We start from the raw sequence: 22,885 nt of genomic DNA on the forward strand, positions 1-22,885 counted from the left end.
CCATGACAAAAAAACGACTTCCGGTCGCACCGGCGGGGCGTCCCTGCGCGGGCGTTACCTGTGAGCCGCTGCCTTCGGCTCTCGAAAGATGGAATGGCGGTCTAAAGGCCGCTGTCTCTAACGACAACTCTATCTCGGTGTTCGACGTCATCGGCCAGGATTACTGGGGCGAAGGCGTTACAGCGAAACGGATCGCCGGTGCGTTGCGTTCAATGAATGGCGCTGACGTTACCGTAAACATTAACTCGCCGGGCGGGGACATGTTTGAGGGGCTGGCGATTTACAACCTGCTGCGAGAGTACCAGGGCAAAGTAACCGTAAAAGTGTTGGGGCTGGCTGCAAGCGCAGCCTCAATCATTGCGATGGCCGGTGATGAGATTCAAATTGGCCGCGGTGCTTTCCTGATGATCCATAACTGCTGGGTGGTGGCGATCGGTAATCGTCATGACTTTGCCGCGATGGTGGAATACCTCGAACCTTTCGATAACGCAATGGCGGATATTTACTCCGCCCGCTCCGGACTCGATAGCGACACCGTCAAGCAGTTGATGGACGGCGAAAGCTACATCGGCGGTAGTGATGCCATCGAGAAAGGGCTGGCCGATAGCCTGTTGTCATCCGATGCGGTCAGTAGTGACGAAGACTCACCGGCGGCAGCATTGCGCAAGCTGGATTCCATACTGGCCAAGGCTAATACCCCTCGGTCAGAACGCCGAAAACTGTTGAAAGCCTTAACAGGTAGCACGCCGAGCGCTGTTACCGAACCAACGGGTACGCCGAGCGCTACCGAACCATCCCCTGAAATCCTTGCCAAGCTGAACGCCGCGTTGAGCGGGCTGTGCGCGGCGTGCTAATTATTTGGAGAAATTATGTCTGAAGTTAATGAGATTCTGAAAAAAGTTACTGCATCTATCGAAGATGCAACCAGCAAATTTAACGCCAAGGCCGAGGACGCCCTGAAAGAGGCGAAAAAATCAGGCGAGCTGTCCGCAGCGACCAAGGACAGCGTTGATAAAATGGCGACCGAACTGAACGCCCTGAAGGCGGCAGAAAAAACGCTGAAGGCTGGGTTGGGTGAGCTGGAGCAACATGTGGCGCAAATGCCATTGAACCGCGCGGCTGAAGTGGTTCAATCGGTCGGGCAGCAGGTGATTTCGGCAGAAGCGCTGAAAGACTTTGCCTCCGGCATTCAGGCCTCTCAGCGGCTGAGCATTCCGGTTAACGCGACGCTGATCTCTACCGATGTTCCTGGGCAGATTGTGGCCCCGCAACGTCTGCCGGGTATTGATACCGCGCCGAAACAACGCCTGTTTATTCGCGACCTGATCGCACCAGGCACCACCGGCTCCAGCACGATTTATTGGGTGCAACAAACCGGCTTCACCAACAAGGCCGCCGCTGTTCCTGAAAATACCACGAAGCCGTACAGCGATATCCAATTCGCTGAAAAGATCACACCGGTTCGCACGTTGGCCCATATGTTCAAAGCCTCCAAGCAGATTCTGGACGATTTCGCACAGCTGCAATCGACCATTGATGCAGAGATGCGTTACGGCCTGAAGTATGTCGAAGAGCAGGAGATTCTGTTCGGTGACGGCACCGGCGCACACCTGGAAGGCATCATGCCACAGGCGTCGAAGTATAAGGCGGCGTTTGAAGTCGCGATGCAAAACGGCATTGACGATCTGCGCCTGGCAATGTTGCAGGCACAACTGGCACGCTTCCCATCAACGGGCCATGTGCTGCACTTCACCGACTGGGCCAAGATTGAGCTGCTCAAGGACTCGCTGGGCCGCTATATCCTCGCCAATCCAGCCGCGCTAACCGGCCCGACTCTCTGGGGCTTGCCTGTTGTCGCGACGGAGTCAGCGGCGTTCCTGGGTAAATTCCTGACCGGTGCTTTCAGCGCGGGTGCACAGCTCTTTGACCGTGAAGAGGCAAACGTGGTGATCAGTACCGAGAACGCCGACGACTTCGAGAAGAACATGATCTCGATTCGTTGTGAAGAGCGTGTGGCGCTGGCGGTCAAACGACCTGAAGCGTTTGTTACCGGTGCCTTCACTGTGCCAACCCCACCAACCGGCGGCTAATTATCCTCACCGCATAGCGGCCTTCGGGCCGCTTTAAAGGAGATACCCATGAAAGTTAAAGCACTTGTACCGATCTTGTTCGGTAGCCGGGTGGTGAATGACGGCGAGTTGTTCGAAACACAGGAGCTTCACGGGCGCGAGCTGATCAAAAAAGGCTATGCCGAGCAGGTGAGTGATGACAATCCTGCAGAGCAGCCAGAGCAGCCAGAGCAGCCAGAGCAGCCAGAGCAGCCAGAGCAGCCAGAGCAGCCAGAGCAGCCAGAGCAGCCAGAGCAGCCAGAGCAGCCAGAGCAGCCAGAGCAGCCAGAGCAGCCAGAAGCGGCCAAGAAATCCAAAAAGTAAGGTGAGCCATGTTAGAACTGGAATTGGTGAAAGAGCATTGCCGCCTGGAACCTGATTTCAGTGCGGATGACACCCTAATCGGCGTCTACATCGGTGCGGCGAAAAAGCATGTTGAGATGTATACACGCCGCACCCTTTACGCCAGCGAATCCGACCCCGGATACGATACCGACGAAGATCACCTGCTGCTGGATGATGATGTGCGCACGGCAATGCTGCTTTGTATCGGGCATTGGTACGCGAACCGCGAGGCCGCGATTGTTGGCATGTCGGCATCAAAATTGCCGCTGGCTGTTGAGTCTTTACTCCAACCCTATCGGATTTACGGCTTATGAAATCATTACGCGCAGGTTCGCTGGAGTTTCGCATCAAGCTTCTTCGCCCCGTTACGGTTCGTGATGAGCAGACCGGCGCACCGGTCAAATCCTTTGAATTTGTCGCTGAGGTCTGGGCGGATGCGGAGCCGATCTCCAACCGAAAAATTCGCACGGGTGAACAGGGGCAGGTAGTGGAAACCATGCTGTTCACATTGCGGCCACGGGATGAAATTACCGTTGATTGGCAGGTGGTTTTTCAGCAGCGAACTTTTACCGTTCGTGCGCCAGATCGTTCGCAGCGAGACCGGCTGTTAATTACGGCGGAGGCTGATATTCGTCATGATCGAGTATGAAATCAAAGCGGCACTGGAGGCACTAACGAGCCTGCCAGCGTACCCGCTGTTGCTGCCTGACCCGGAACAGGAAGGCGTGACGTATCAGAAGATCAGCAACCCTAAAGTTGATACCGGGCTAGCCAGCACGGCACTGGTTCAAGGGCGTTTTCAGGTCGCGCTGTATGTCATTGATGATTACGCGCGCCTGATTGAACTGGATAAGGTTATCTGCGCCGCCTGGGAGAGCATTCAGCACGGGCATATTGGGCGCTGGCCCGTGCAGACGGTAACACGCGGCACGATGCAACAGGGAGCAACCACTCTCACCAACAACAGCGTTCAGTACCGGCTGGTGCGTGATTACGTCATCTGTTACCCGGAGGACGCCACATGATCAGCATAGGTGTAACGGGTATGGACGAATTGGCCCGCCAGTTGGAAGCCCTGGGGCGTGACGTATCTACAAAAATTCTGCGTGATGCAGGCAGAGCCGCTTTGGAGCCTGTATTGGAAGATATGCAGCAGCATGCGGGTTATGACGATACCGCCAGCGGCCCACACATGCGCGACAGCATATCTATTCGTTCAACCACACGTGGACGGTCGCAGGTAACTCTACGTGTAGGCCCAAGCAAGGTGCACCATATGAAGGCGCTGGCGCAGGAATTCGGCACGGTTAAGCAGGTTGCCTCACCATTCATTCGTCCGGCACTGGATTACAACAAAACCCGCGTATTACGCATCCTGGCGGCTAACGTCCGCTATGGCATCGAAAACCGGTAGCGACCGCTGCCACAATCATTAAGTGAGGGAAATTATGGCTGATAAAACGTCGCCAGAGTACGCCATGCTTCCGGCTGGCACGGTTGTTAAGTGGGGCGCTGTCGGCGCAGCACCAACGGCCATGAAGGCGCTGGTTAACTGTAAGGCTGTGGGCGAGATGGGGCAGACCGGCAGTTTTGTCGATTGCACGACCCTTATCGACACCACCAAGCAATTTATCTCCGACCTGCCGGAAGGCGCGGAGAAGTCGATCGGGTTTATCGACGATCCATCCAATACCGATTTTGCGGCGTTCCTGACCGCAGCGGACAACCGTGAAACCGTTCAGTTTTATGTTGAGCTGCCAAACGGCCGTACCTCGACCTCGATCCTCTCGCTATCAGGCTGGAAGATGAACGAAATCACCGCTCCGGCGAGTGAAGTCATTCAGATCACAGTGCAAGGCAAGCAGAACAGCAACACCTGGGGAGCTGTAGCCCCAAAGGTGTGATCAGCGTGACTACCCAGCCGAAGAGCGCTGATCTGGCAGTCGGGGGCAATCTGTCCCTGACTGTTGCGGCTACCTCCAGTAACGGCAAGCCCGTTAAATACCAATGGCAGAAAAACGGCACTGATATCAGCGGTGCAACTTCTGCCACCTATACCAAAAACTCAGTTGTGGCGGCAGATGCAGGCACTTATCGCGTGGTGTTGTCTGCCGAGCGGTCAGACACCATCAACAGCGCTACCGCAACCGTAACTGTTAAATAAGGAATATCAATGTCCGAGAAATATGACCTGAAGGCGCTCAAAGCCGCTCTTTTGAAATCTGACGACCACGTGACAGAAGTGCCAATGTTTGGCACTAAAACCTTTATCCGCCGCCTGAAGGCCTCAGAACTGCAGGATAATGAGGATGGCATGAAAGATGCCATCGAGGCCGGTGATATGAATAAGGCCGCGCGCCTCAATGTTGAGTTGCTGCTGTCCTGCTTTATGACGCCAGACGGCAAACGTATTCCTGCAAATGCATTGCCCAGTGTGGATGAGCTGTTGAAGTCTCATGACAATCCTACACTGGTCGAAGCGATCAGCACCGTCAAACGTCACGCTGTCGGTACGCTGGAAGAAGCGGAAAAAAACTGACTGACTCACCCTGGCTGATGCTGATTTTCCAGTTGGCAGACCGTTGGGGTGAGTCTGATCCACGCAAAATAGCCGCGTTGCCGGCGCAAATCCTGAATTACTGGCGGGCATACTTCAAGCTGCAGGGAATTACTGCCGATGCTGCTGAGGATGTTTCTGTTCATCAACCCGTTCAGCCTGTGCAAAGTTTGATAGATGCGCAGTGTGCTGACGTTATGCGAGTGCTTGGAAATGGCTGATGTGGCATCGTTGGCGGTCGGGTTGTACCTGAATGACGCCAATTTTAGAAACAAGCTGGTGGCTGCTTACCGCACCGCTGGCGATCAATCTGGAAGGTTTAACCGTCAAGCCCAGCAGGATGCGAAAAAGACCGATGAGGCTTATCAGCGTGTCGGCCAAACGGTCAGCAGCCTTAAAGGGACGCTGGCGGGTTTGGCTGGCGTTGCAGGGTTAGGCTTCTCGCTGGGGAGTATTATCGCGACAACCCGGCAGTATGGTCAGGCGCTGTCTGACCTCTCCGCTATCACCGGTGCTACAGGTGCTCAGCTGAAGCAATTGGACGATGCAGCCCAGCAAATGGGGCGAACTACCGAGTACAGCGCCAGTCAGGCGGCGGAAGCGCTGAAACTTATGGCCAGCGCCAAGCCGGAACTGCTGAAAACGGCTGACGGACTGACCACTGCGACCCACAGCGCGCTTATTTTGGCGCAGGCGGCGGGGACAACGTTGCCGGATGCGACGAAGACGTTGGCCCTCTCGCTGAACCAATTTGGCGCCAGTGCTAACCAGGCAGAGCGCTACATTAACGTTTTGGCCGCCGGTGCCAAGTACGGTTCATCGGAGATTGCTGATACGGCCGCCGCAATAAAGAATGGCGGCGTGGCAGCGGCACAGGCCGGTATCGGCTTTGAGCAGCTGAACGCAGCAATCCAGGTGTTGGCAGAGCGTGAAATTAAAGGGGGTGAGGCAGGAACCGGGTTGCGTAACGTTATCCTTAACCTTGAAAAAGGCACTGATAAAACGCTCAAACCTTCCGTTGTGGGACTAAGCACCGCGCTGGAAAACCTGTCGAAGAAAAACCTCTCTACAGCGCAGGCGGTAAAGTTGTTCGGCCTCGAGAACATCAACGCCGCCTCAATCCTTGTGAGTAACCGCAGCAAGCTGGATGACCTGACCAAATCACTGACCGGCACACAGACTGCGCATGAACAGGCGGCAACTCGCGTCAACAACCTGAACGGCGACCTGATGGGGCTGACCAGTGCCTTTGAAGGATTGATCATCAAGGTTGGGCAAGCGAGCGTCGGGCCGCTGCGCAGTGGTGTTCAGAATGTGACTGAGGCGATCAACGGGCTGGCGGACAACTTCAATATGGTGGCCAGCGTAGCGATGTATACGCTGATCCCCATTATGTCCACAAAACTTACGGCTGGAATTCGTGAAAGTATAGGTGCCTGGCGAGAACAGCAGGCGGCAGTTAAGTCCGCCACATTGGCACAAGCAAGTATCGCGCAGAAAACTATTGATGCTGCCAACGCCACGTTAAAACAAAATGATGCGGAGTTTGGTCGCGTTCGTGCGATGGAAAAAGCGGCTAAGCAGTACGGACTGAACGTCAGCTATACCGCTGACTACAATCGTTTGATTCGGGAGGAGACTGAGGCAACACGCTCAGCTACTGTGGCTAAAGCCCAATTGGATGCAGCTAACAAACGTCTGTCATTCTCTGCTCGAGCTGCATCAGTCGCTGTGGGGGCTGCACGTGGAGCGTTAGCGTTGGTAGGTGGTCCATTTGGCGCGGCCATGCTGGCTGGATCGGCACTGCTATATTTTCATCAGCAGGCGAAGGATGCCAGAGACTCAGCGATAAATCTGAAGGACGCGGTTATAGAAACCACCTCCGCGTTGATGCAGTTATCTGACAAGCAGCTTGCAGTCAAAGAGCTGGACCTTGGCGATCAGCTTGAAAGCCAGCTGGAAGAGCAAAGTAAGCTGCAAAATCAGCTGAAGTATATGAACAAACAGATTGAGCAAACCAATCAACAGGGGTGGGTTGGTGATCTGTTTGGCAATAAGAAAGAAATGCAGGCTGCGAGAACCCGTGCAGAGAACGATCTGGACTCCGTTAATCAAGGCATCCAGAAAACTCGCGATAATCTTGAAAATGTCGGCAAGGCCCGTTTCCTCGTTCAGACCGGCGTAGCCAACACCGCTAATCAGCTTGCCAGCGATATCAATACCATTACCTCACAAACGGAAAACCTGAGTGATAAGCCGCTTAGTCCGTGGGGTGGCGAAGACCCTGGCAAGGTTGATAAAAAGGGTCAGCAGGCGCTGAAACAATATCAGCAGCTGCGCCGGGAAATTGAAGTCGCTCATGCAACCAGCCTTGCGAAGATCGATCTCGAAGAACGAAATTCGCAGGCAAAATTGGTGGCTACTGCTAAGGCTGCTGGCGCCAGTCAAGCCGACGTGCAACGTGTCATGGCATTAAATGCGGAAAATTATCAGCGTCAGCGGTTGGAACTGGCAGAACAGTACGCTCCAGGACAGGCTGCAGTACGCAAGGAACAGGAAACTAGTCGCGAACTGAAGGCATTGTATGATGCCAGGCTACTGACTGAGCGTGATTATCTTGTTGCTCGCGACACGTTGCAGCAAGAAATGGCTCGCCAACGCCTGAAAGCAGAGGCTGATGCCATTTCTTTACCACGGCAAGATATTGCCGGTGACGTAGATCCCTCCGTCCAGTTGAACAACCAACTTGTACAGCAGCAGGCACAATATCAGGCGTACTACCAGCAAGGCTATATTGACAAGCAACGTTATGAGCAGCTGATGCAGGCGGCAACGCAAGAATCAACCGAAGCTCAATATAAGCAGGCAATGAGTCTTTATGCGGGGCAAAGCCAGATCAATAAGTTACAAATTGGTTTGGTGGACACAACGCGGGAACGCTCTACCAATATGTTGACTGGATTGCTCACGGGTACGCAGAGCTTTAAAGACAGCATGGTGGGGCTGTTCTCATCGTTGACGCAATCGATAGTGCAAAACCTGATAGAAATGGCCGCACAGGCTTTGCTGACAAAAACCATTTTGTCTTCGTTCATGAGCTTTGGCGGTGGCGCTGGTGGTGGTAATAATCCAGGTGCTGTTCCAATGTTCGCCAACGCCAAAGGCGGCGTTTATTCGTCGCCGTCACTGAGTGCATATAGCGGGCAGATAGTCAGCAATCCCACCATGTTTGCGTTCGCCAAGGGCGCTGGCCTGATGGGCGAGGCTGGCCCGGAGGCGATCATGCCGCTCAAACGGGGAGCGGACGGTTCGCTGGGTGTGCGGGCTAATGGCGTTATGAGTAATCAAACCCTGATCAACGTTGATATTACGCTGAACTCTGACGGCTCCAGCCAGGTACAGGCAACGAGCGGATTTGAGTCTGCGGGTAATGATATCGCGAACTATGTCGATCAGCGCTTCCGTTTGTTGCTGAACAAGAGTCTGAGCCAGGGCGGAACGCTTAATCGTGCAATCAAGGGGAGCCGATGAAATTAGAAACGTTCAATTTCCCGGCGCGGATTGGCACCACCGGTGAAATAGAGCCGGTGGTGAGAACGACACAATTCGGAGACGGGTATGCGCAGAGCACCGGCGACGGTATCAACGCTGAGAAGGAAAGCTGGCCGCTTGTGTTTCTCGGCGTCTGGGATGAGATAAAGCCCATCGTTCAGTTTCTTCGCGAACATAAAGGATACCGTTCCTTTAAATGGAAAAACCCGATGTTTGAGCTTGGCCTCTATCAGGCTGGTAAATTCAGCGTGCAGGCCAGCGGCGCTTACTATTCCCTTTCCGTTACGTTTACCCGCGCCTACCACCCATAGGACAGAATATGTCAATTATCACCGATCACCAGCGCCTGGAGCCTGGGAGTAAAGTACGCCTGTTCGTCGTGGACGGCACAAAATTTAACGGGCCAGAGCTGTATTTCCACAGCCATACAATCCCCCATTCTGAAGATGAACTGGAAGCCGCCGGAGATGACCCCGGTAAGCTGCTGGCCAAGTCTATTTGGTGGCAGGGGCAGGAATACAAGCCGTGGCCTGTGAAGATTGAAGGGCTTGAGGTAACCAGCGATGGTTCAGCGCCAAGCCCTACACTGACCGTCAGTAACATCGACGGCACGATCGCCTCACTTTGCCTGTACTACCAGAACATGGCCAAGGCAAAGGTGACGATCCGGGACACCTACGCGCATTATCTTGATGCCCGTAATTTTCCCGAGGGCAACCCGGAGGCCGATCCTTCTCAGGAAGATATCGACGTTTGGTATATCGATCACAAGCTGAACGGCAACAACAAAGAAATTCAGTTTGCGCTGTCTTCACCCGCTGACCTTGAAGGGCTAATGATCCCGACGCGGCAAATCCACGGCCTCTGCACCTGGTGCATGCGTGGTCAGTATCGCGGTGCGTCGTGCGGGTATACCGGCAACAAGTATTTTGATGCTGACGGCAACCCGACCGATGACCCGTCTAAGGATGAATGCTCTGGCCTGCTCTCTACTGGGTGTGAGCCGCGTTGGGGGAAAGGTAATCCGCTGCCGTTCGGCGGGTTCCCTGGCTCCGCCTTGCTGAAGAGGTGATCATGCGAAAGCACATTATCAGTGCGATCATGGCGCACGCAGAAGCGGAGTATCCACGGGAGTGCTGCGGGCTGGTGGTGCAGAACGGCAGGCGACAGCGTTATGTGCCTTGCCGTAATTTGGCTCCTGAACCAACGGAACAATTCAGCCTGGCGCCGGAGGACTATGCCGAGGCAGAGGATAGCGGCGATATTGTCGCTATCGTTCATAGCCACCCGGATGCAACGACGCAACCGAGTCACCTTGATCTTGCACAATGTGACCTGTCACAGCTGCCGTGGATTATAGCCAGTTGGCCGGAGGGAGACATTCGGCAGGTGATGCCTACAGAGGGTATAAAACCGCTGCTGGGCCGCCCGTTCGTGCATGGGTTCTGGGACTGTTACGCAATAGTGCGGGACTGGTATGCACTGGAGCGTAATATATCTCTCCCCAATTTTGAACGGGATGATGGCTGGTGGGAACGGGGTGAAAACCTCTACATGAAACATTACGCCGAAGCCGGGTTTGTACCGGCATCCGGTGAAATACAGGTCGGCGACGTAATCATTATGCAGGTGCGCGCTGATGAACCGAATCACGCTGCGGTTTACCTGGGGGATGGCGTAATGATCCACCACATGTACGGACACATGAGCCAGCGCGTGCCGTATGGCGGTTACTGGCTGGCGCGGACGATCATCACTCTGCGGTACGACGCTAATCTGCTATCATCTTGAATCCTACATAAGAAGGGATTTCAAAATGCGGAAAATCATTTTAGCCATTGCTGCCACAGCTATTTTTTCTGGTTGTACAACTGGACAATTAGAAGATCAAAAACCTATCTTCTCATCCCATAGTAAAAAGAGTCCACAAAAATACACGAAATGCTTGGCACCCAAATGGCAGGATATAAACTCAACAGCCAGTGTAATAGAAACTGAAACTGGGTTTAGAATAACCACCCAAGGTTTAGGTGCATTATCTATGGCTACAATCGAGCCAGATGGTGCTGGCGGTTCAAATGTGAATGTATATGCGGTTTCCAGAGGGTTTAATAATCTTTGGGAAAGAGATGCTAAGGGGTGTTTGTAAAAAATGATAGCCCGCAGAACGCGGGTTATTATATTGCGGGGCTAACTATGCATAGTGAAAATAAGTATAGAACTGTAAGGCTGTACGGTTTGCTTGGCTCTAAATTTGGGCGTGTACATAGGCTGGTAATTGATACACCAAGAGAGGCGATAAAAGCATTATCTGTAACCATTCCTGGCTTTGAGAGATTTTTACAAAGTGCAAGAGACAGAGGGTTAACGTTTGCCGTGTTTAATGGTAAACGGAATATCGGCCTTGATGAAATTAAGTTCATAGGAAGTGAAGATATCCGAATAGCACCCGTGATTATAGGCAGTAAAAAAGCTGGTGTTTTCCAGACAATATTGGGAGCCGTATTAGTTGCTGTAGGGGCTATCGCGCAGTTTGGTTATGGGCAACCATGGGGAACAAACGTAATGATGATGGGCGGAGCCATGATGCTGGGCGGTGTTGTCCAAATGCTCTCACCTATGCAAAACGGATTAGCCCGAAGGGAAGACCCGGACAATAAACCCAGCTACGCATTCGGCGGGCCAGTTAATACCATTGCCCAAGGAAATCCCGTTCCAATTGGCTACGGCAAGCGCCGTATCGGTGGAGCAATCATTTCAGCTGGTATCTACGCGGAGGATCAGCAATAATCTGTCAGTAAATATAGTCATCTCATTGTCAATAATTAATAAGGCCATTGCCTTTTTAATTATAAGGCAATGGCATTTTCTTATTTTAAGAAAGGCTCTGCCTTATCTTGAGAAAAGATAACTTTAACAGGTGGCTGCATTAATTCATTTATGGCATATTTAATTGTTGGTTTTCCTCCCATTGTTATTTTATCCAGTTCGGAATTGATTTTTTCTCTTAATGCTTCGCTAAACTTCCCCTCTCCACTTTGCTCGTCAAGCAACTCTACAATGCTATGTAATAGGAAGTTAGCGGCAGTTTTTATCTTGTTGTTTTCTCTTTTTAATTCTTCAATCTGACGAGTCATGTTTTGTATTTGTCTTTCCAATTTAGTCTCCGCTCACAGAGTTAATCAGCCATCCCTCTGATTTGAAACGCTCATGCTTCTACATGGCGGGCTGAGTCATTACAAGATAGTACCTTAATTTCATCAGTAAACCCTGATATTTGATCAGTGTATTCACTACGCCGCTTATCGCGGCTTTTTTTTCATTGGTGCAATATGAGAAATGTAACGATAAAAGGTCGAAAAGGTGGAAGTAGCAACACCACAACGCCTACCGAATCGCCCGATTCCCTACAATCCACCTCTTACGCAAAAATCCTTTTGGCGCTGGGTGAGGGGGAATGGGAGGGAGGACTGGACGGCACAAACATTTTTCTTGATGGCACGCCAATTATTGCCGCTGATGGTACTCAAAACTTTCCCGGCGTGAAGTGGGAATTCCGTCCAGGCACACCTGATCAGGAATACATTCAAGGTATGCCTGATGTTGAGAACGAGATCACTGTCGGCACAGAGTTAACCAGTCAGACCCCGTGGGTTCGCTCGTTGACGAATACCCAGCTGTCAGCTTTTCGTTTGCGCTTCTCATGGCAACAGCTGCAGCAGCAGTTGGATAACGGTGATGTGGTTGGCTACCGGATCGAATATGCGATCGACGTGGCGACGGATGGCGGCGCGTATCAGGAAATGTTGAAGACCGCTATCGACGGTAAGACAACAACGAAATATGAGCGCAGTCATCGGATTGACCTGCCAAAAGCGACGACCGGCTGGCAGGTACGTGTGCGGCGTCTCACACCGAACAGCACCAGTAACCGCATCGCCGATAAAATGGTTACGGAGTCGATTACCGAACTGATTGATGTGAAGTTGCGTTATCCAGAAACCGCATTGCTGTTTGTGCAGTTTGACGCAAAGCAGTTCCAGAATATCCCAGCGGTATCGTGCGAGCCAAAAATGGGCATCGTTCGTGTACCGACCACTTACGACCCGGTCACTCGCTCTTATACCGGCACATGGGACGGCTCGTTCAAGTGGGCCTGGACAAATAATCCAGCGTGGGTTTTCTACGATCTTCTGATTAACGACCGATACAGCATCGGCGAGCGTATCAAAGCCGAAAATCTGGTAATGACGAAATTCGACTTGTACGCCATTGCTCAGTATTGCGATCAGCTGGTGCCGGATGGGCGGGGCGGTGATGGGCTGGAGCCGCGTTTCTTGTGTGATGCCTATATCCAGTCACAGGAAGAAGCCTGGACGGTTCTGCGCGACTTCGCCAACATCTTTCGTGGCATGACTTATTGGGCAAAGAACAGCATGAACGCGCTGGCTGATATGCCTCGCGATCTGGATTACACCTACACCCGCGCCAACGTGAAGGATGGGGAGTTTCGAGACTCCAGCGCCAGCGAGAAAACGCACTACAGCATGGCAATGGTCAGCTGGGCTGACCCGGCAAACGGCTATCAGGACGCAGTGGCGCCGGTGTTTGAAAATGCACTTATCCGCCGCTACAACATCAAGCAGGCTGACATTACGGCGATCGGTTGCACCCGCGAAACCGAAGCTATCCGCCGTGGTCGCTGGTTGCTGTTGACCAATGATAAAGATCGGGTGATTAATTTTACCGTAGGTATGGACGGTAACATTCCGCTGCCTGGTTATATCATCGGTGTGGCAGATGAAACGCTGGCGGGTAGGCCATTGGGTGGCCGCATCAGTGCCGTTTCTGGCCGCAATATTACCCTTGATCGTGAGTCATCGGCGGCAGTGGGTGAGCGCCTGATCGTTAACCTACCATCGGGTAAGTCGCAAGCTCGCACGATTCAATCGGTAAATGGGCGTATTGTTACGGTCACTACTGAATACAGCGAAGTGCCTGTGGCGGAATGCGTCTGGGCTGTTGATGCCTCCGATCTGGCGATTCAGCTATTCCGTGTTACCGGTGTTACAGAAAATGAAGATGGCGTGTCGTTTGATATTACAGCCATAGAGCATGACCCGAACAAATATGCGCGTATCGATACCGGCGCTCGCATCGAGGATCGCCCGATCACGGTTATTCCTCCGGGCGTGCAACCTCCGCCGAAGAATGTGGCGATCAGCAGCTTCTCAACTATCAACCAGAATATCGCGGTAACCACCCTGCGTGTAACTTGGGAATCGGCTGAGAGCGCTATTGCCTACGAGGCTGAATGGCGGAGAGATAACGGAAATTGGATACCAGCGGCAAGAACATCAACGCAGGGCTTCGAAGTGCCTGGTATCTACGCTGGCCGATATCAGGCCCGTGTGCGCGCCATAAACGCGGCAGAGATTTCCAGTATCTGGGCGAATGCCCCGGAAACCTACCTGAAGGGGAAAGAAGGCAAGCCTCCGGTGCCGGTCGGCTTCAAGGCTTCGCCTTTGTTGTGGGGTATCCAGCTCGATTGGGGATTCCCAGACGGGGCCGAAGACACGCTGAAAACCGAAATCCAGTATGCGGACAACGCCGCTGGGAATAACGCGATGTTGCTGGCCGATATCCCGTACCCGCTGCACACGCACACTATGACCGGGTTGAAAGCGGGGCAGGAGTTCTGGTTCCGCGCGCGTCTGCAAGACCGCACCGGCAACCAGGGCGACTGGACTGGCTGGATTAAGGGGCAATCCAACGCAAACGCCGGTGACTACCTGGAGAGCATCGGCGATGGCTTCCTGACGGATAAGGACGGTGACCGCCTCACTGGCGACATTGACACAAACATTGAGGCCATCATTCAGAATGCGCTGGCCAACAACGCGACGGTTGAGCACCAGTGGGCGCAGTACGGCACGGTACGGGCTGATATTCTGGTGGTGAAAACCACAATAGCAGAAGTCGATCACGCCCTGGCCGAACTGTCTACGCAGGTGCAGGCGCAGATTGACGACGTGACAGCTGTACTGGAGGACAAGCTGACGGCCACGGTTGATGCCGACGGCGCAACGGCAATCCACACGTTGAAATCAGGTGTGCGGGTTAACGGCGTGTTCTACAACGCGGGCATGTCAATCGCCGTGCTGGCGGAAACCGGCAAACCCGTCATCACCCGTATCGGTTTCAACGCCAATCAGTTCGTGCTGATGAGCGGCAGCGGAGACACCCAATACTCGCCGTTCGCTGTAGTCAACGGCCAGGTGTTTATCAGCGACGCTTTCATTCAGAACGCCTCTATCACGTCGGCGAAAATTGCGGATGCGGCAATCACAAACGCCAAAATCAGCGGCTTTATTCAGTCTGATAATTTCAGTGCGACCAGCGGGTGGAGGATGGATAAAAGCGGTGCAGGGGCCGGGCAAATCCAGATTAACGGCGGCGACGGTAATGGGCGCATGGAGATACGCGGCGACCAGATTAATGTTTATGACGCTGGCGGTAATCTGCGGGTGAGAATGGGGAGGTTGTAACGTGGCGTATGGCCTGTGGATGAATGGCAAAGAGCTGGCGGCGGTTAATAGCATTTCACTGTTAGCCAACGATAAAGAACCCTGGGCGGATGGCAATAAACAAAAGATTTATACTCCGCCTGATTACGTCGCTGGGAACCCGGTTTTTCTGGTTGGTCAGACCGGGTATATATTCGGCAGCCAGACAAATCCCCCGTCTTACGGCGGGGTTACTGGATGGCGAACCGATGGGGGGAGGATAATTGTTGATTTTACCAATGCAAATCAGCAGGCGTTCTTTACCGAGTTCAGCATATACCAGGTTCAACCGCCGCAATCAGTTTCCGGCACGTATGGAATAATGATTCAAAACTCGGTGGACTGGATGAGCATTAACAGTTCGTCCAGGCTGGGCTTTGTTGCGTGGAAAGGGGAAGTGACGATTAACGGCAAATGGACATTGCCAGTCGTTCAAAACGATAACACCAAGGTTGTCTTTGTGCGGTGCGATGACCCCGGCGTTTCTATTTACCATGCTGTGCAATATAACGAATTAACGGTATCGCGTGATAATGGTTCCGGTGAAGCAGTGTTAACCACAGCCAATGTGAAAGTGGTCATTATGAACAGCGGTTATTACCCACCGACGCCAAGCGGCTACGGAATGGTGATAAAGAACGCTGCCGGTAATAACACATTCACCAGCGATACAGAGCCGTTAGTTTGGGATGGTCGTTCGGTTAATGTCGGCAGGAACCCCGAAGATTTAATCGATACAGGGATAGCCAGGCCAATGATCCCCCTTGCCGTTAATGCGTTTATGCGTGGTGACTCTCAAGGTAGCGGCGGGGTTTATAACTATTACAGCTGCGGCTATCGGTTTAACGGCAGCGCCGTCCAATTCTGGCGCTCTGAATCAGGGAGAAAAATACAGACCCAGTGGAATACGTCAAACCGATGGTACTCGTCACAGATGCCGCTCATGGTGATTAACGCAGACCATTATTTCTAACAACCGGCCACTGAGCCGGTTTTTTTATGCAACGATTTAGGAGAGCATCATGCCCGCAGGCACTCTTACCCTAACGAACAACTCCGCCGTAGTGAAAGGTACGGGGACGGCGTTCAATACCGAGCTGAAAGCCGGTGATTTCATCGTGAGCGTTGTCGGCGGCGTCACCTATACGTTACCGGTGAAAACTGTTGATAGTGCCACACAGGCGACGCTGATTAAAACCTATGACGGCCCAACGCAGGCGGGCGCAGCATGGTATGCCGTACCGCGCGACGCGATGAACACCATCACCGCTCAGTTGGCCGCCGAAACGGCGAAAGCCCTGCGCGGGCTGAACCTCGATAAAGATAACTGGCAGCAGGTATTCAGCGGCACCGGAAACATTACTGTGACGTTACCTGACGGCAGCACGTTTACCGGCCCTGCATGGAACAGCTTCATATCTGAATTGAATTTGAAGGCGGATAAAACAGAAGTTGATAAAAAAGCAGATAAAACCGCGCTAGATAACAAGGCAGCAAATGGTGACAATAGTGATATTACATCCATCAAAGGACTTAAAACGCCCTTGAGTCTGAGTCAGGGCGGGACGGGTGCTAAAACTCAACTGGATGCCTGTAATAATCTCGGTGTTAAAATAACAAGAATTGGCGATGCCATATTAACGTCGATCGGCGGAAGTATTGTAAAGCAGGAAGGCATTATCGGTGCGCAACAACCGGTTGGCGCATATAACTCGCAGAACATAGGCGGCGTTACCTGGTACACGCATTTCTATTCGTTTAGCCTGCCCGCAGCTTTTCCAAATGCCGTCGTGTCATGTGTTGCAACTCTGGTATCTCCGCGCGGCGACCAACAAGCAGCGGGAACACCGGCATTTATTGCATGCACACGGGATAAGAACGGGGGCGGTGCCTCAAGAGATGCAATAACAGTTTCAATCACAACACCTGTTACGGGGTGGTATCCCTATTTTAATTTTTCAGCGGAGGGATATTAAATGAAATTCTTCTATCAGCCATCGACGAGAGCGCTATTCATTGACGAACTCGGTGATGTTCCAAGTGATACATACCAAATAAGCAAGGAAGATTATTTAAAGATAATTGGCACAGCGATTAGCATTTCAGGTGATAGCGAGCCTGAGTGGTATATTCCTAAACCTATGGAGAAATAAATAATGGTATTAATCAGCGGCGTACTAAAGGGACCTTACGGCGATTCTCGTTCTGGCGTAACGATTACTATGCGATCGATGAAAACTTCTTCCACGGTGTTGAATTTAGCGAAGTCGCAATCTGTCACCGATGATACGGGTCGGTATTTGCTAAATGTTGAGCCAGGAGCCTATGAAGTCATTGTGTCGGTTTATGGTGCACAGCCGGAGCGAGTAGGAACGATAGATGTTTATGTTGATTCACTGCCCGGCACGCTCAATGATTTCCTGCGCCGCCCTGGTGAAGATGACATTACGCCTGAGATTGTGCAAACCGTCGATCGCCTGCGTGCAGAGGCAGCTTTGTCCGCCGACAAATCAGCAGCATCAGCAGCAGCGGCAAAAGTCAGCGAGCAGAGTGCAGCCGAAAATAGCAAAGCCGTTATCGCAGCAGGTTTTGCATCAGCCCCGATTCATACAGCTGATATTTTTTCTACAGATAACAAGTCATGCATTCGTCGGTATACCACTGCGACAGCTAACAGGCCTGGCGGCGCGGCTGGCGGCGTAATGGTTTTACCCGTTGATGGTGGGCCGTCGAGCACTTATTTTGCCGTGTCAGTGACAAACCAAGCGTGGGTTGGTAATTCTACAATAGCAGCCCCATCAAAAGTTGTTTGGTCGTCATTGTGGACTTCAAGCAATACGACCGTTGATGCTAACGGGTTCATCAAAAAGGCTTCCCCGATCGCAAGACTTTGCGGTGAGCCTGAAAAAATGGCGGATGACTATCTAGACGGTTTCATGTTGTCCGGACACGTAGCCGTGAATGGCGAGGCTGTTGGGGTATCAGCTGAGCGCGTTTCAGTCGGCGTTTACAAAGTTACTGGCGCATTAGGTTTTGCGGAGGAGGGCTGGAATATCGAAGTGCCGCAGGACGTGAACGGCAACCGCCTATGCTTTGTCTCAGCTAACACCGGCAAGGATGGCACAATCTATGTGAAGGTCAGCAAGCGCCGCTTTGACATCGACACAGCCGCTATTGTGGCTGGTGAACCGATGGATATCCCGGAAGGACGCTGGATCGATCTTCGCCTGGAAATGCCTGTGAGCGAGGCTGAAGAAGCACCGGAAGCACTCGAGGAAACTGCCGCCCTTGAAAATGTGAACGTTGACCCTATCTAAAATCTGCTGCCCCGTTGCTGGCCTCGTATTGTTCGGACGGTTGAACATCGGCAGGGGCAGCGCCTATCACTTGTAAAGCACATCAAAATTAAAAGCTATGGCCGCGTCAACGGCTTTGCCCTGGGTTTCAAACGGTACATCTGACACGAGCGGCCAGCGCCCCTTGTGCCACACATATAGCCAGTGCTGCTGCTCCTCGTCTTCACGTATCGCGAACATCGGAGGGCTATTTTGCTGCGGCTCTGGGTATCTGTCGTTCTCGTTGAGAACGAAAATCTGCCGCCCGGCAAGGGTAATGCTACCCATAGATGTCACTCATCAGCCATTGTTCTGACTCTTCAAACATATCTTCAAGAAGCCGATTTAACTTCTCCCTGTCGCTTTTGTTAGCGTCGCTAATGAGTCCGTTCGTTTGCATCGGCTTTACTTTCACCTCTGCATCAGGGAATACCCGATGTACCCGCCTTGTCAGTTCTGCTTTGATTATCTCTGCCGCGTCAGGCAAGCCTTTAACATTACGTTGGTCAAAAATCAGCTCTACGAACATTCGCACCTCTGAAAGTACATGTATATATGTACAGTAGTATTGTTCGATGAACTCGTGTACGTCAAGCAATAAGCGGTTTCGTGAGGTGAGTTGGACAAAAAGATGCGTACAAAATTGCGTACCACAAGAAATTTATTCAAATAAAAATGCAATATAATCAATGTATTGATTTAGTTGTTTCGTAATCGTGAATATAAAATGTGGCCGTTGCCTTGCTGCTCAAAATCGCGTCTCTTCAGTGGCGGATATAATATGCTCCTATTGTAACGGCGTAGGGAGCGATGCCAAGTGACGGTTAGCGAAATGCGCGCAATTACGCACGGCGATAGTAATCCAGCCGTTGATGAAAGTAGGGGAGCAGGTGGTCGGGGATCTGTCGTTCCGTTTCCGCCTGGGTCGAGGCGATGCCGTAGCGCTCATTGTAGATCACGCTGATGGCCAGCAAATCGGTTTCTATTTTTTCGCGTTGTGCCTGCGGTAAGCTATCCAGCTTTCGAGCCATCGTTATCTCCCTGTTAACCTTAGGGCATAATAGGATCGTTAGCGGGTCTTGTCCCTACCCATTCCGGGGGGCGCTTGATGCCTGTGAGCTGGGTTGCGTGCAAGGGGGCTGGCTGTGGCGAGCGGCGAGCTCGCTCTCCGTGTGGTGAGCCTGGAAGCGACCCGCCCGGTTATACAGCGAACAGGCGCCGCTTATCACCGCCCCCCAAAACAGGGCGCACAGCAGCAAAACCCCCAACCAGATTTTTTGGTTATAGGTCATAAGTCCTCCACGGACGATAAGAGAAATAACATTGACCGCTAAATTAAATCAGGCGCTACATCAATGGTATTTAAACGGCAGAGATTAATCATAAAATAGATGAGATTCTTTTGTTACTAAATCCACGTTGGATGTATCAAAAGATTCCTTAAGATAATATTAAGAGAAGTGATTTCTGGCGCCGTAATTCTATTTAATATTTGTTTAAATACCCGCAGATACAATCTCCCACATTCAATACCAATGTGGATGACAATTATGAAAACGCTACTGTTGACCGGCGCTACCGGCTTTTTGGGTGGTGCGGTTCTCGAGAAGTTATTGATTGAAAATCAGTCTGTTAATTATCTTTTGTTGGTGCGTGCCGATGATGCGCAACAAGGGCTGGCCCGTATTCGTGCGAATATGGAAAAGTTTAATATCGACGCGAACCTGCTGTCTAAAATTACGATAGAAAATATATTGTTGGGCGACCTTTCCGAGCCGGCCGACTTTTTAACTGACGCACGTATTAACAAAGTCACGCACGTTATTAACTGCGCGGCCGTTGCTTCATTTGGTAATAACCCGCTCATTTGGAAGGTAAACGTAGAAGGCACTCTGGCCTTTGCCGAAAGAATGGCGCAGGTGCCGGGATTAAAACGTTTCCTGCACGTCGGTACCGCCATGTCCTGTTCGCCGGAGCCGGGTTCGCTGGTGGCGGAGAGCGGCGAGTTTGAGGAAGACGCCGAGCATCTGGTGGAATACACCCGTTCCAAATCCACCATCGAACAGCTGATGCGCCAGCGCTGCCCGCAACTGCCGCTGACCATCGCTCGTCCGTCGATCGTGGTGGGGCACACCCGCCTGGGCTGCCAGCCTTCCAGCAGCATTTTCTGGGTGTTCGGCATGGCGCTGATGCTGCGCAAATTCATGTGCTCGCTGCAGGACAATATCGATGTGATCCCGGCGGACTACTGCGCGGATGCGCTGGTGATGCTGATGAACAGCGAAACGTTGGAGAACGACGTTTATCACATCTCCGCCGGTGAGGAGAGCAGCGTCAGCTTTGCCGAAATCGACCGCGCCATGGCGGCGGCGCTGGAAAAGGCGCCGGTGGGCGATGAGTATGCGCAGGTGACCTATGACGCGCTGGTGAAAATGCGCCGCCAGCTGAAAGACATTTTCGGCCCGTGCAACGAGCGGCTGATGCTCAAGGCGATGCGCCTGTACGGATCGTTCGCCATGCTCAACGTGCGTTTCAGCAACGAAAAGATCCTCAAGCTGGGCATGCCGAAGCCGCCGCGCTTTACCGACTATATCGCCGGCTGCGTGCAGTCGACCCGCGGGCTGTCTATCCAGCAGCAGATGGTGGTGGACTTCAAATAACCGCCGGGCGCAACGGGCGCCCGAGGTTGCTCCGCTACCAGGACGAAGAGGACCAGAAGACGCGGCCGAGCACCACCAGTTGCTCCTTGCGCTGCTGATAGCTGAGATGCTCGTCCTGGTACTCTTCCCGGTTGAGGGAGCGGATGACGACGCCGCCGTCCGGCTGCTCGATCAGCACCTTCACCCGCAGCAAATTGCCGTGGCGGATGGCGTAGGTCTTGCCTTCGCGGATGCGCGTATCGTCGGTGTTGATGCCGACCACGTCGCCGTCCTGCAGACGCGGTTCCATGCTGGAGCCGGAGATGCGGATAATGCGCGCGGCGTTGACCGCCACCCCCATCTTGTGCAGATAGTAACGGCGGAAGATCAGCGAAAACTCCTCGCGATCGACGATTTCGTAGCAGCCGTCGCCGGCGGAAAAATCGATATCCAGCAGCGGGATCTCCACAAACTCTTCCTTGTCTTGTTCGGTATCTTCCCATACCACCGGTTTCAAACGGGCGGGCTGGAAGTCCGACTCCGCTGCCACGTTGTCAAACGGGCGTACCAGCTGCTTTTCGTGAAACACGTCGAACCAGCCCTTGGGCAAATTCAGCCGGGCCTCGATCCGCCTGGCCAGATTGTCGCCAAGATTGCGGGAGGATTTTTCCCCGATGATTTGGCTCAGCGTCGGCGCGGAAGACTCAACCAGCGTGGCGAATTCATTCTGGTTGACGCCTTGCCGGGCGTAGCGGGCCATCAATTCGCGCAGATTGTTGCGCCTGATTTCTTTAGTTTCCATCGTGCCATGATCGCACTCTTTAGCAAAAAGGTAAATAACGGTTTTGCTAAAAAACGCTTGCGCATAATTTAGCAATTAGCTAAAACAAAAAGGGTGAGCCAAAGGTTCACCTGTGCGGGGCGGCCTGTCATGATGAGGGGCCGCTCAGTGAAATCAAGCGAGAGAGGGACTTTACGATGTACAAGATTGATTACAATAGCTACCGATCGGTCGCCAGCTTCGGCCACCGCGTGCGCTTTCTGGTGCTGCACTACACGGCGCAAAACTTCGCCGACTCGGTGAAGTCGTTGACCGGAAAATCGGTCAGCGCACACTATCTGGTGCCGGATCCGACCGAAGCCACCTATCAGGCCGCCGGCTTCAGCGGCGTGCGCATTTTCAACCTGGTGGATGAGAACGAGCGAGCCTGGCATGCCGGCGCCAGCCAGTGGGGCACCCGCAGCAATATCAACGACACCTCGATCGGCATCGAGATCGTCAACCTAGCGAGCGGCGACGGTGGAAACATCACCTTCCCGCCGTTCAACCCGCAGCAGATCGAGGCGGTCACCCAGCTGGCGCAGAATATCCTGCAGCGTTACCCGGACATCTCGCCGGTGAACGTGGTGGCGCACTCCGACATCGCGCCGGGCCGCAAGAGCGATCCGGGCCCGCAGTTCCCGTGGCAGCAGCTGTATCAGGCCGGCGTCGGCGCCTGGTATGACGAGGCGACCAAGCAGCAGCGCCAGCAGGAATACTGCCGCCAGGGGCTGCCGGCGCAGGCCGAGCTGCTGAAACTGTTCGCCCAATACGGCTACGATACCTCGGCGGCCAATACCGCAGAAGGCTATCGTCAGCTGGTGCGCGCGTTCCAGCTGCACTTCCGCCAGCAGAAGTATGACGGCGTGATGGATGTCGAAACCGCCGCCGCTCTGCGCGCGTTGGTCGACAAGTACGCCGCCTGAGCCTGACTGCGAATGGGGGACGCCTCATTCGCCTTTT

27 protein-coding genes and 1 pseudogene are annotated in these 22,885 nt (G+C 53.0%); 23 read left to right on the top strand and 5 right to left on the bottom strand.

Features of this window, described 5'->3' with window-relative positions:
• Window positions 1-2 precede the first annotated feature (2 nt).
• The 16 genes from ACSBQQ_RS01655 (at window position 3) to ACSBQQ_RS01730 (ending at window position 11,352) form a co-directional block, all read left to right on the top strand.
• A complete protein-coding gene (locus ACSBQQ_RS01655; protein ID WP_060437578.1) occupies window positions 3-854 on the top strand; it encodes a head maturation protease, ClpP-related in 852 nt (283 codons plus the stop codon).
• A gap of 15 nt (window positions 855-869) precedes the next feature.
• On the top strand, window positions 870-2,090 hold the full coding sequence (locus tag ACSBQQ_RS01660) for a phage major capsid protein (RefSeq protein WP_048796898.1): 1,221 nt from the start codon (window positions 870-872) through the stop codon (window positions 2,088-2,090).
• Window positions 2,091-2,138: 48 nt separating this feature from the next.
• On the top strand, window positions 2,139-2,432 hold the full coding sequence (locus ACSBQQ_RS01665) for a hypothetical protein (RefSeq protein ID WP_435012456.1): 294 nt from the start codon (window positions 2,139-2,141) through the stop codon (window positions 2,430-2,432).
• 8 nt (window positions 2,433-2,440) lie between these two features.
• Window positions 2,441-2,767 (top strand): head-tail connector protein, encoded by a 327-nt coding sequence (locus ACSBQQ_RS01670; protein ID WP_435012457.1) that lies wholly within the window; start codon window positions 2,441-2,443, stop codon window positions 2,765-2,767.
• On the top strand, window positions 2,764-3,102 hold the full coding sequence (locus ACSBQQ_RS01675) for a phage head closure protein (protein WP_048796895.1): 339 nt from the start codon (window positions 2,764-2,766) through the stop codon (window positions 3,100-3,102). The genes ACSBQQ_RS01670 and ACSBQQ_RS01675 overlap by 4 nt, the downstream gene beginning before the upstream one ends.
• Entirely contained in the window at window positions 3,089-3,478 is a 390-nt protein-coding gene (locus ACSBQQ_RS01680; RefSeq protein ID WP_060437580.1) for a hypothetical protein, read from the top strand. Before ACSBQQ_RS01675 ends, ACSBQQ_RS01680 begins: the two co-directional genes overlap by 14 nt.
• Window positions 3,475-3,867 carry an HK97-gp10 family putative phage morphogenesis protein gene (locus ACSBQQ_RS01685; protein ID WP_060437581.1) on the top strand — a complete coding sequence of 131 codons (393 nt, stop codon included), beginning with the start codon at window positions 3,475-3,477 and terminating at the stop codon, window positions 3,865-3,867. The genes ACSBQQ_RS01680 and ACSBQQ_RS01685 overlap by 4 nt, the downstream gene beginning before the upstream one ends.
• Before the next feature lie 34 nt (window positions 3,868-3,901).
• On the top strand, window positions 3,902-4,357 hold the full coding sequence (locus tag ACSBQQ_RS01690; protein WP_033655098.1) for a hypothetical protein: 456 nt from the start codon (window positions 3,902-3,904) through the stop codon (window positions 4,355-4,357).
• Between the two features lie 5 nt (window positions 4,358-4,362).
• Window positions 4,363-4,617, top strand: coding sequence for an immunoglobulin domain-containing protein (locus ACSBQQ_RS01695; protein WP_230203727.1), 255 nt, complete (start codon window positions 4,363-4,365; stop codon window positions 4,615-4,617).
• Between the two features lie 9 nt (window positions 4,618-4,626).
• Complete coding sequence (locus ACSBQQ_RS01700) at window positions 4,627-4,992, top strand: phage tail protein (protein ID WP_060437582.1); 366 nt, start codon at window positions 4,627-4,629, stop codon at window positions 4,990-4,992.
• A 231-nt stretch (window positions 4,993-5,223) separates the two neighbouring features.
• Window positions 5,224-8,541: a phage tail tape measure protein gene (locus ACSBQQ_RS01705; protein ID WP_060437583.1), complete on the top strand. Its 3,318-nt coding sequence runs from the start codon at window positions 5,224-5,226 to the stop codon at window positions 8,539-8,541.
• On the top strand, window positions 8,538-8,873 hold the full coding sequence (locus ACSBQQ_RS01710; protein WP_060437584.1) for a phage tail protein: 336 nt from the start codon (window positions 8,538-8,540) through the stop codon (window positions 8,871-8,873). The genes ACSBQQ_RS01705 and ACSBQQ_RS01710 overlap by 4 nt, the downstream gene beginning before the upstream one ends.
• Before the next feature lie 8 nt (window positions 8,874-8,881).
• The gene (locus tag ACSBQQ_RS01715) at window positions 8,882-9,634 is read left to right on the top strand and encodes a phage minor tail protein L (protein WP_049301621.1); all 753 of its coding nucleotides are present in this window, start codon (window positions 8,882-8,884) and stop codon (window positions 9,632-9,634) included.
• A 2-nt stretch (window positions 9,635-9,636) separates the two neighbouring features.
• Window positions 9,637-10,353, top strand: coding sequence for a C40 family peptidase (locus ACSBQQ_RS01720; protein ID WP_060437585.1), 717 nt, complete (start codon window positions 9,637-9,639; stop codon window positions 10,351-10,353).
• A gap of 25 nt (window positions 10,354-10,378) precedes the next feature.
• Entirely contained in the window at window positions 10,379-10,711 is a 333-nt protein-coding gene (locus tag ACSBQQ_RS01725; protein ID WP_072271588.1) for a hypothetical protein, read from the top strand.
• A 47-nt stretch (window positions 10,712-10,758) separates the two neighbouring features.
• Window positions 10,759-11,352: a tail assembly protein gene (locus ACSBQQ_RS01730; RefSeq protein WP_060437663.1), complete on the top strand. Its 594-nt coding sequence runs from the start codon at window positions 10,759-10,761 to the stop codon at window positions 11,350-11,352.
• Between the two features lie 80 nt (window positions 11,353-11,432).
• On the opposite strand, the gene ACSBQQ_RS01735 is transcribed toward ACSBQQ_RS01730, so the two are convergent.
• The gene (locus ACSBQQ_RS01735) at window positions 11,433-11,720 is read right to left on the bottom strand and encodes a hypothetical protein (RefSeq protein WP_060437586.1); all 288 of its coding nucleotides are present in this window, start codon (window positions 11,718-11,720) and stop codon (window positions 11,433-11,435) included.
• 174 nt (window positions 11,721-11,894) lie between these two features.
• Between ACSBQQ_RS01735 and ACSBQQ_RS01740 the strand changes: the two genes are divergently transcribed.
• The 5 genes and pseudogenes from ACSBQQ_RS01740 (at window position 11,895) to ACSBQQ_RS01760 (ending at window position 18,445) form a co-directional block, all read left to right on the top strand.
• The gene (locus ACSBQQ_RS01740) at window positions 11,895-15,110 is read left to right on the top strand and encodes a host specificity protein J (RefSeq protein WP_060437587.1); all 3,216 of its coding nucleotides are present in this window, start codon (window positions 11,895-11,897) and stop codon (window positions 15,108-15,110) included.
• A gap of 1 nt (window position 15,111) precedes the next feature.
• Window positions 15,112-16,101 carry a DUF6453 family protein gene (locus tag ACSBQQ_RS01745; protein WP_060437588.1) on the top strand — a complete coding sequence of 330 codons (990 nt, stop codon included), beginning with the start codon at window positions 15,112-15,114 and terminating at the stop codon, window positions 16,099-16,101.
• A gap of 49 nt (window positions 16,102-16,150) precedes the next feature.
• Window positions 16,151-16,741, top strand: a pseudogene (locus ACSBQQ_RS01750) (phage tail protein); the annotation flags it as partial.
• Between the two features lie 363 nt (window positions 16,742-17,104).
• Complete coding sequence (locus ACSBQQ_RS01755) at window positions 17,105-17,281, top strand: hypothetical protein (RefSeq protein WP_154640823.1); 177 nt, start codon at window positions 17,105-17,107, stop codon at window positions 17,279-17,281.
• 3 nt (window positions 17,282-17,284) lie between these two features.
• Window positions 17,285-18,445: a prophage tail fiber N-terminal domain-containing protein gene (locus ACSBQQ_RS01760; protein WP_072271590.1), complete on the top strand. Its 1,161-nt coding sequence runs from the start codon at window positions 17,285-17,287 to the stop codon at window positions 18,443-18,445.
• A gap of 66 nt (window positions 18,446-18,511) precedes the next feature.
• On the opposite strand, the gene ACSBQQ_RS01765 is transcribed toward ACSBQQ_RS01760, so the two are convergent.
• From ACSBQQ_RS01765 to ACSBQQ_RS01775, 3 genes are all read right to left on the bottom strand, one after another.
• Window positions 18,512-18,751 carry a hypothetical protein gene (locus ACSBQQ_RS01765; protein WP_060437591.1) on the bottom strand — a complete coding sequence of 80 codons (240 nt, stop codon included), beginning with the start codon at window positions 18,749-18,751 and terminating at the stop codon, window positions 18,512-18,514.
• Window positions 18,744-18,992 (bottom strand): DinI-like family protein, encoded by a 249-nt coding sequence (locus ACSBQQ_RS01770; RefSeq protein ID WP_046687465.1) that lies wholly within the window; start codon window positions 18,990-18,992, stop codon window positions 18,744-18,746. The genes ACSBQQ_RS01765 and ACSBQQ_RS01770 overlap by 8 nt, the downstream gene beginning before the upstream one ends.
• A gap of 313 nt (window positions 18,993-19,305) precedes the next feature.
• The gene (locus tag ACSBQQ_RS01775; protein ID WP_033635247.1) at window positions 19,306-19,494 is read right to left on the bottom strand and encodes a DNA polymerase III subunit theta; all 189 of its coding nucleotides are present in this window, start codon (window positions 19,492-19,494) and stop codon (window positions 19,306-19,308) included.
• A 519-nt stretch (window positions 19,495-20,013) separates the two neighbouring features.
• Here ACSBQQ_RS01775 and ACSBQQ_RS01780 point away from each other — a divergent pair.
• On the top strand, window positions 20,014-21,123 hold the full coding sequence (locus tag ACSBQQ_RS01780; RefSeq protein WP_048321809.1) for an SDR family oxidoreductase: 1,110 nt from the start codon (window positions 20,014-20,016) through the stop codon (window positions 21,121-21,123).
• A gap of 34 nt (window positions 21,124-21,157) precedes the next feature.
• Here ACSBQQ_RS01780 and ACSBQQ_RS01785 read toward each other — a convergent pair whose 3' ends face one another.
• Entirely contained in the window at window positions 21,158-21,904 is a 747-nt protein-coding gene (locus ACSBQQ_RS01785; protein WP_004935623.1) for a S24 family peptidase, read from the bottom strand.
• A gap of 176 nt (window positions 21,905-22,080) precedes the next feature.
• On the opposite strand from ACSBQQ_RS01785, the gene ACSBQQ_RS01790 reads away from it, so the two are divergent.
• Entirely contained in the window at window positions 22,081-22,848 is a 768-nt protein-coding gene (locus tag ACSBQQ_RS01790) for an N-acetylmuramoyl-L-alanine amidase (RefSeq protein WP_033647986.1), read from the top strand.
• Window positions 22,849-22,885 lie beyond the last annotated feature (37 nt).

This window comes from Serratia sp. G204Y (genome assembly GCF_051172435.1).
Taxonomy (GTDB): domain Bacteria; phylum Pseudomonadota; class Gammaproteobacteria; order Enterobacterales; family Enterobacteriaceae; genus Serratia; species Serratia sarumanii.

What these genes read in the sequence shown, in the direction of transcription:
- ACSBQQ_RS01655 (WP_060437578.1), top strand. Translation starts at nt 3, where the DNA reads ATGACAAAAAAACGACTTCCGGTCGCACCGGCGGGGCGTCCCTGCGCG.
- ACSBQQ_RS01660 (WP_048796898.1), top strand. Translation starts at nt 870, where the DNA reads ATGTCTGAAGTTAATGAGATTCTGAAAAAAGTTACTGCATCTATCGAA.
- ACSBQQ_RS01665 (WP_435012456.1), top strand. Translation starts at nt 2,139, where the DNA reads ATGAAAGTTAAAGCACTTGTACCGATCTTGTTCGGTAGCCGGGTGGTG.
- ACSBQQ_RS01670 (WP_435012457.1), top strand. Translation starts at nt 2,441, where the DNA reads ATGTTAGAACTGGAATTGGTGAAAGAGCATTGCCGCCTGGAACCTGAT.
- ACSBQQ_RS01675 (WP_048796895.1), top strand. Translation starts at nt 2,764, where the DNA reads ATGAAATCATTACGCGCAGGTTCGCTGGAGTTTCGCATCAAGCTTCTT.
- ACSBQQ_RS01680 (WP_060437580.1), top strand. Translation starts at nt 3,089, where the DNA reads ATGATCGAGTATGAAATCAAAGCGGCACTGGAGGCACTAACGAGCCTG.
- ACSBQQ_RS01685 (WP_060437581.1), top strand. Translation starts at nt 3,475, where the DNA reads ATGATCAGCATAGGTGTAACGGGTATGGACGAATTGGCCCGCCAGTTG.
- ACSBQQ_RS01690 (WP_033655098.1), top strand. Translation starts at nt 3,902, where the DNA reads ATGGCTGATAAAACGTCGCCAGAGTACGCCATGCTTCCGGCTGGCACG.
- ACSBQQ_RS01700 (WP_060437582.1), top strand. Translation starts at nt 4,627, where the DNA reads ATGTCCGAGAAATATGACCTGAAGGCGCTCAAAGCCGCTCTTTTGAAA.
- ACSBQQ_RS01705 (WP_060437583.1), top strand. Translation starts at nt 5,224, where the DNA reads ATGGCTGATGTGGCATCGTTGGCGGTCGGGTTGTACCTGAATGACGCC.
- ACSBQQ_RS01710 (WP_060437584.1), top strand. Translation starts at nt 8,538, where the DNA reads ATGAAATTAGAAACGTTCAATTTCCCGGCGCGGATTGGCACCACCGGT.
- ACSBQQ_RS01715 (WP_049301621.1), top strand. Translation starts at nt 8,882, where the DNA reads ATGTCAATTATCACCGATCACCAGCGCCTGGAGCCTGGGAGTAAAGTA.
- ACSBQQ_RS01720 (WP_060437585.1), top strand. Translation starts at nt 9,637, where the DNA reads ATGCGAAAGCACATTATCAGTGCGATCATGGCGCACGCAGAAGCGGAG.
- ACSBQQ_RS01725 (WP_072271588.1), top strand. Translation starts at nt 10,379, where the DNA reads ATGCGGAAAATCATTTTAGCCATTGCTGCCACAGCTATTTTTTCTGGT.
- ACSBQQ_RS01730 (WP_060437663.1), top strand. Translation starts at nt 10,759, where the DNA reads ATGCATAGTGAAAATAAGTATAGAACTGTAAGGCTGTACGGTTTGCTT.
- ACSBQQ_RS01740 (WP_060437587.1), top strand. Translation starts at nt 11,895, where the DNA reads ATGAGAAATGTAACGATAAAAGGTCGAAAAGGTGGAAGTAGCAACACC.
- ACSBQQ_RS01755 (WP_154640823.1), top strand. Translation starts at nt 17,105, where the DNA reads ATGAAATTCTTCTATCAGCCATCGACGAGAGCGCTATTCATTGACGAA.
- ACSBQQ_RS01760 (WP_072271590.1), top strand. Translation starts at nt 17,285, where the DNA reads ATGGTATTAATCAGCGGCGTACTAAAGGGACCTTACGGCGATTCTCGT.
- ACSBQQ_RS01765 (WP_060437591.1), bottom strand. Translation starts at nt 18,751, where the DNA reads ATGGGTAGCATTACCCTTGCCGGGCGGCAGATTTTCGTTCTCAACGAG.
- ACSBQQ_RS01770 (WP_046687465.1), bottom strand. Translation starts at nt 18,992, where the DNA reads ATGTTCGTAGAGCTGATTTTTGACCAACGTAATGTTAAAGGCTTGCCT.
- ACSBQQ_RS01775 (WP_033635247.1), bottom strand. Translation starts at nt 19,494, where the DNA reads ATGGCTCGAAAGCTGGATAGCTTACCGCAGGCACAACGCGAAAAAATA.
- ACSBQQ_RS01780 (WP_048321809.1), top strand. Translation starts at nt 20,014, where the DNA reads ATGAAAACGCTACTGTTGACCGGCGCTACCGGCTTTTTGGGTGGTGCG.
- ACSBQQ_RS01785 (WP_004935623.1), bottom strand. Translation starts at nt 21,904, where the DNA reads ATGGAAACTAAAGAAATCAGGCGCAACAATCTGCGCGAATTGATGGCC.
- ACSBQQ_RS01790 (WP_033647986.1), top strand. Translation starts at nt 22,081, where the DNA reads ATGTACAAGATTGATTACAATAGCTACCGATCGGTCGCCAGCTTCGGC.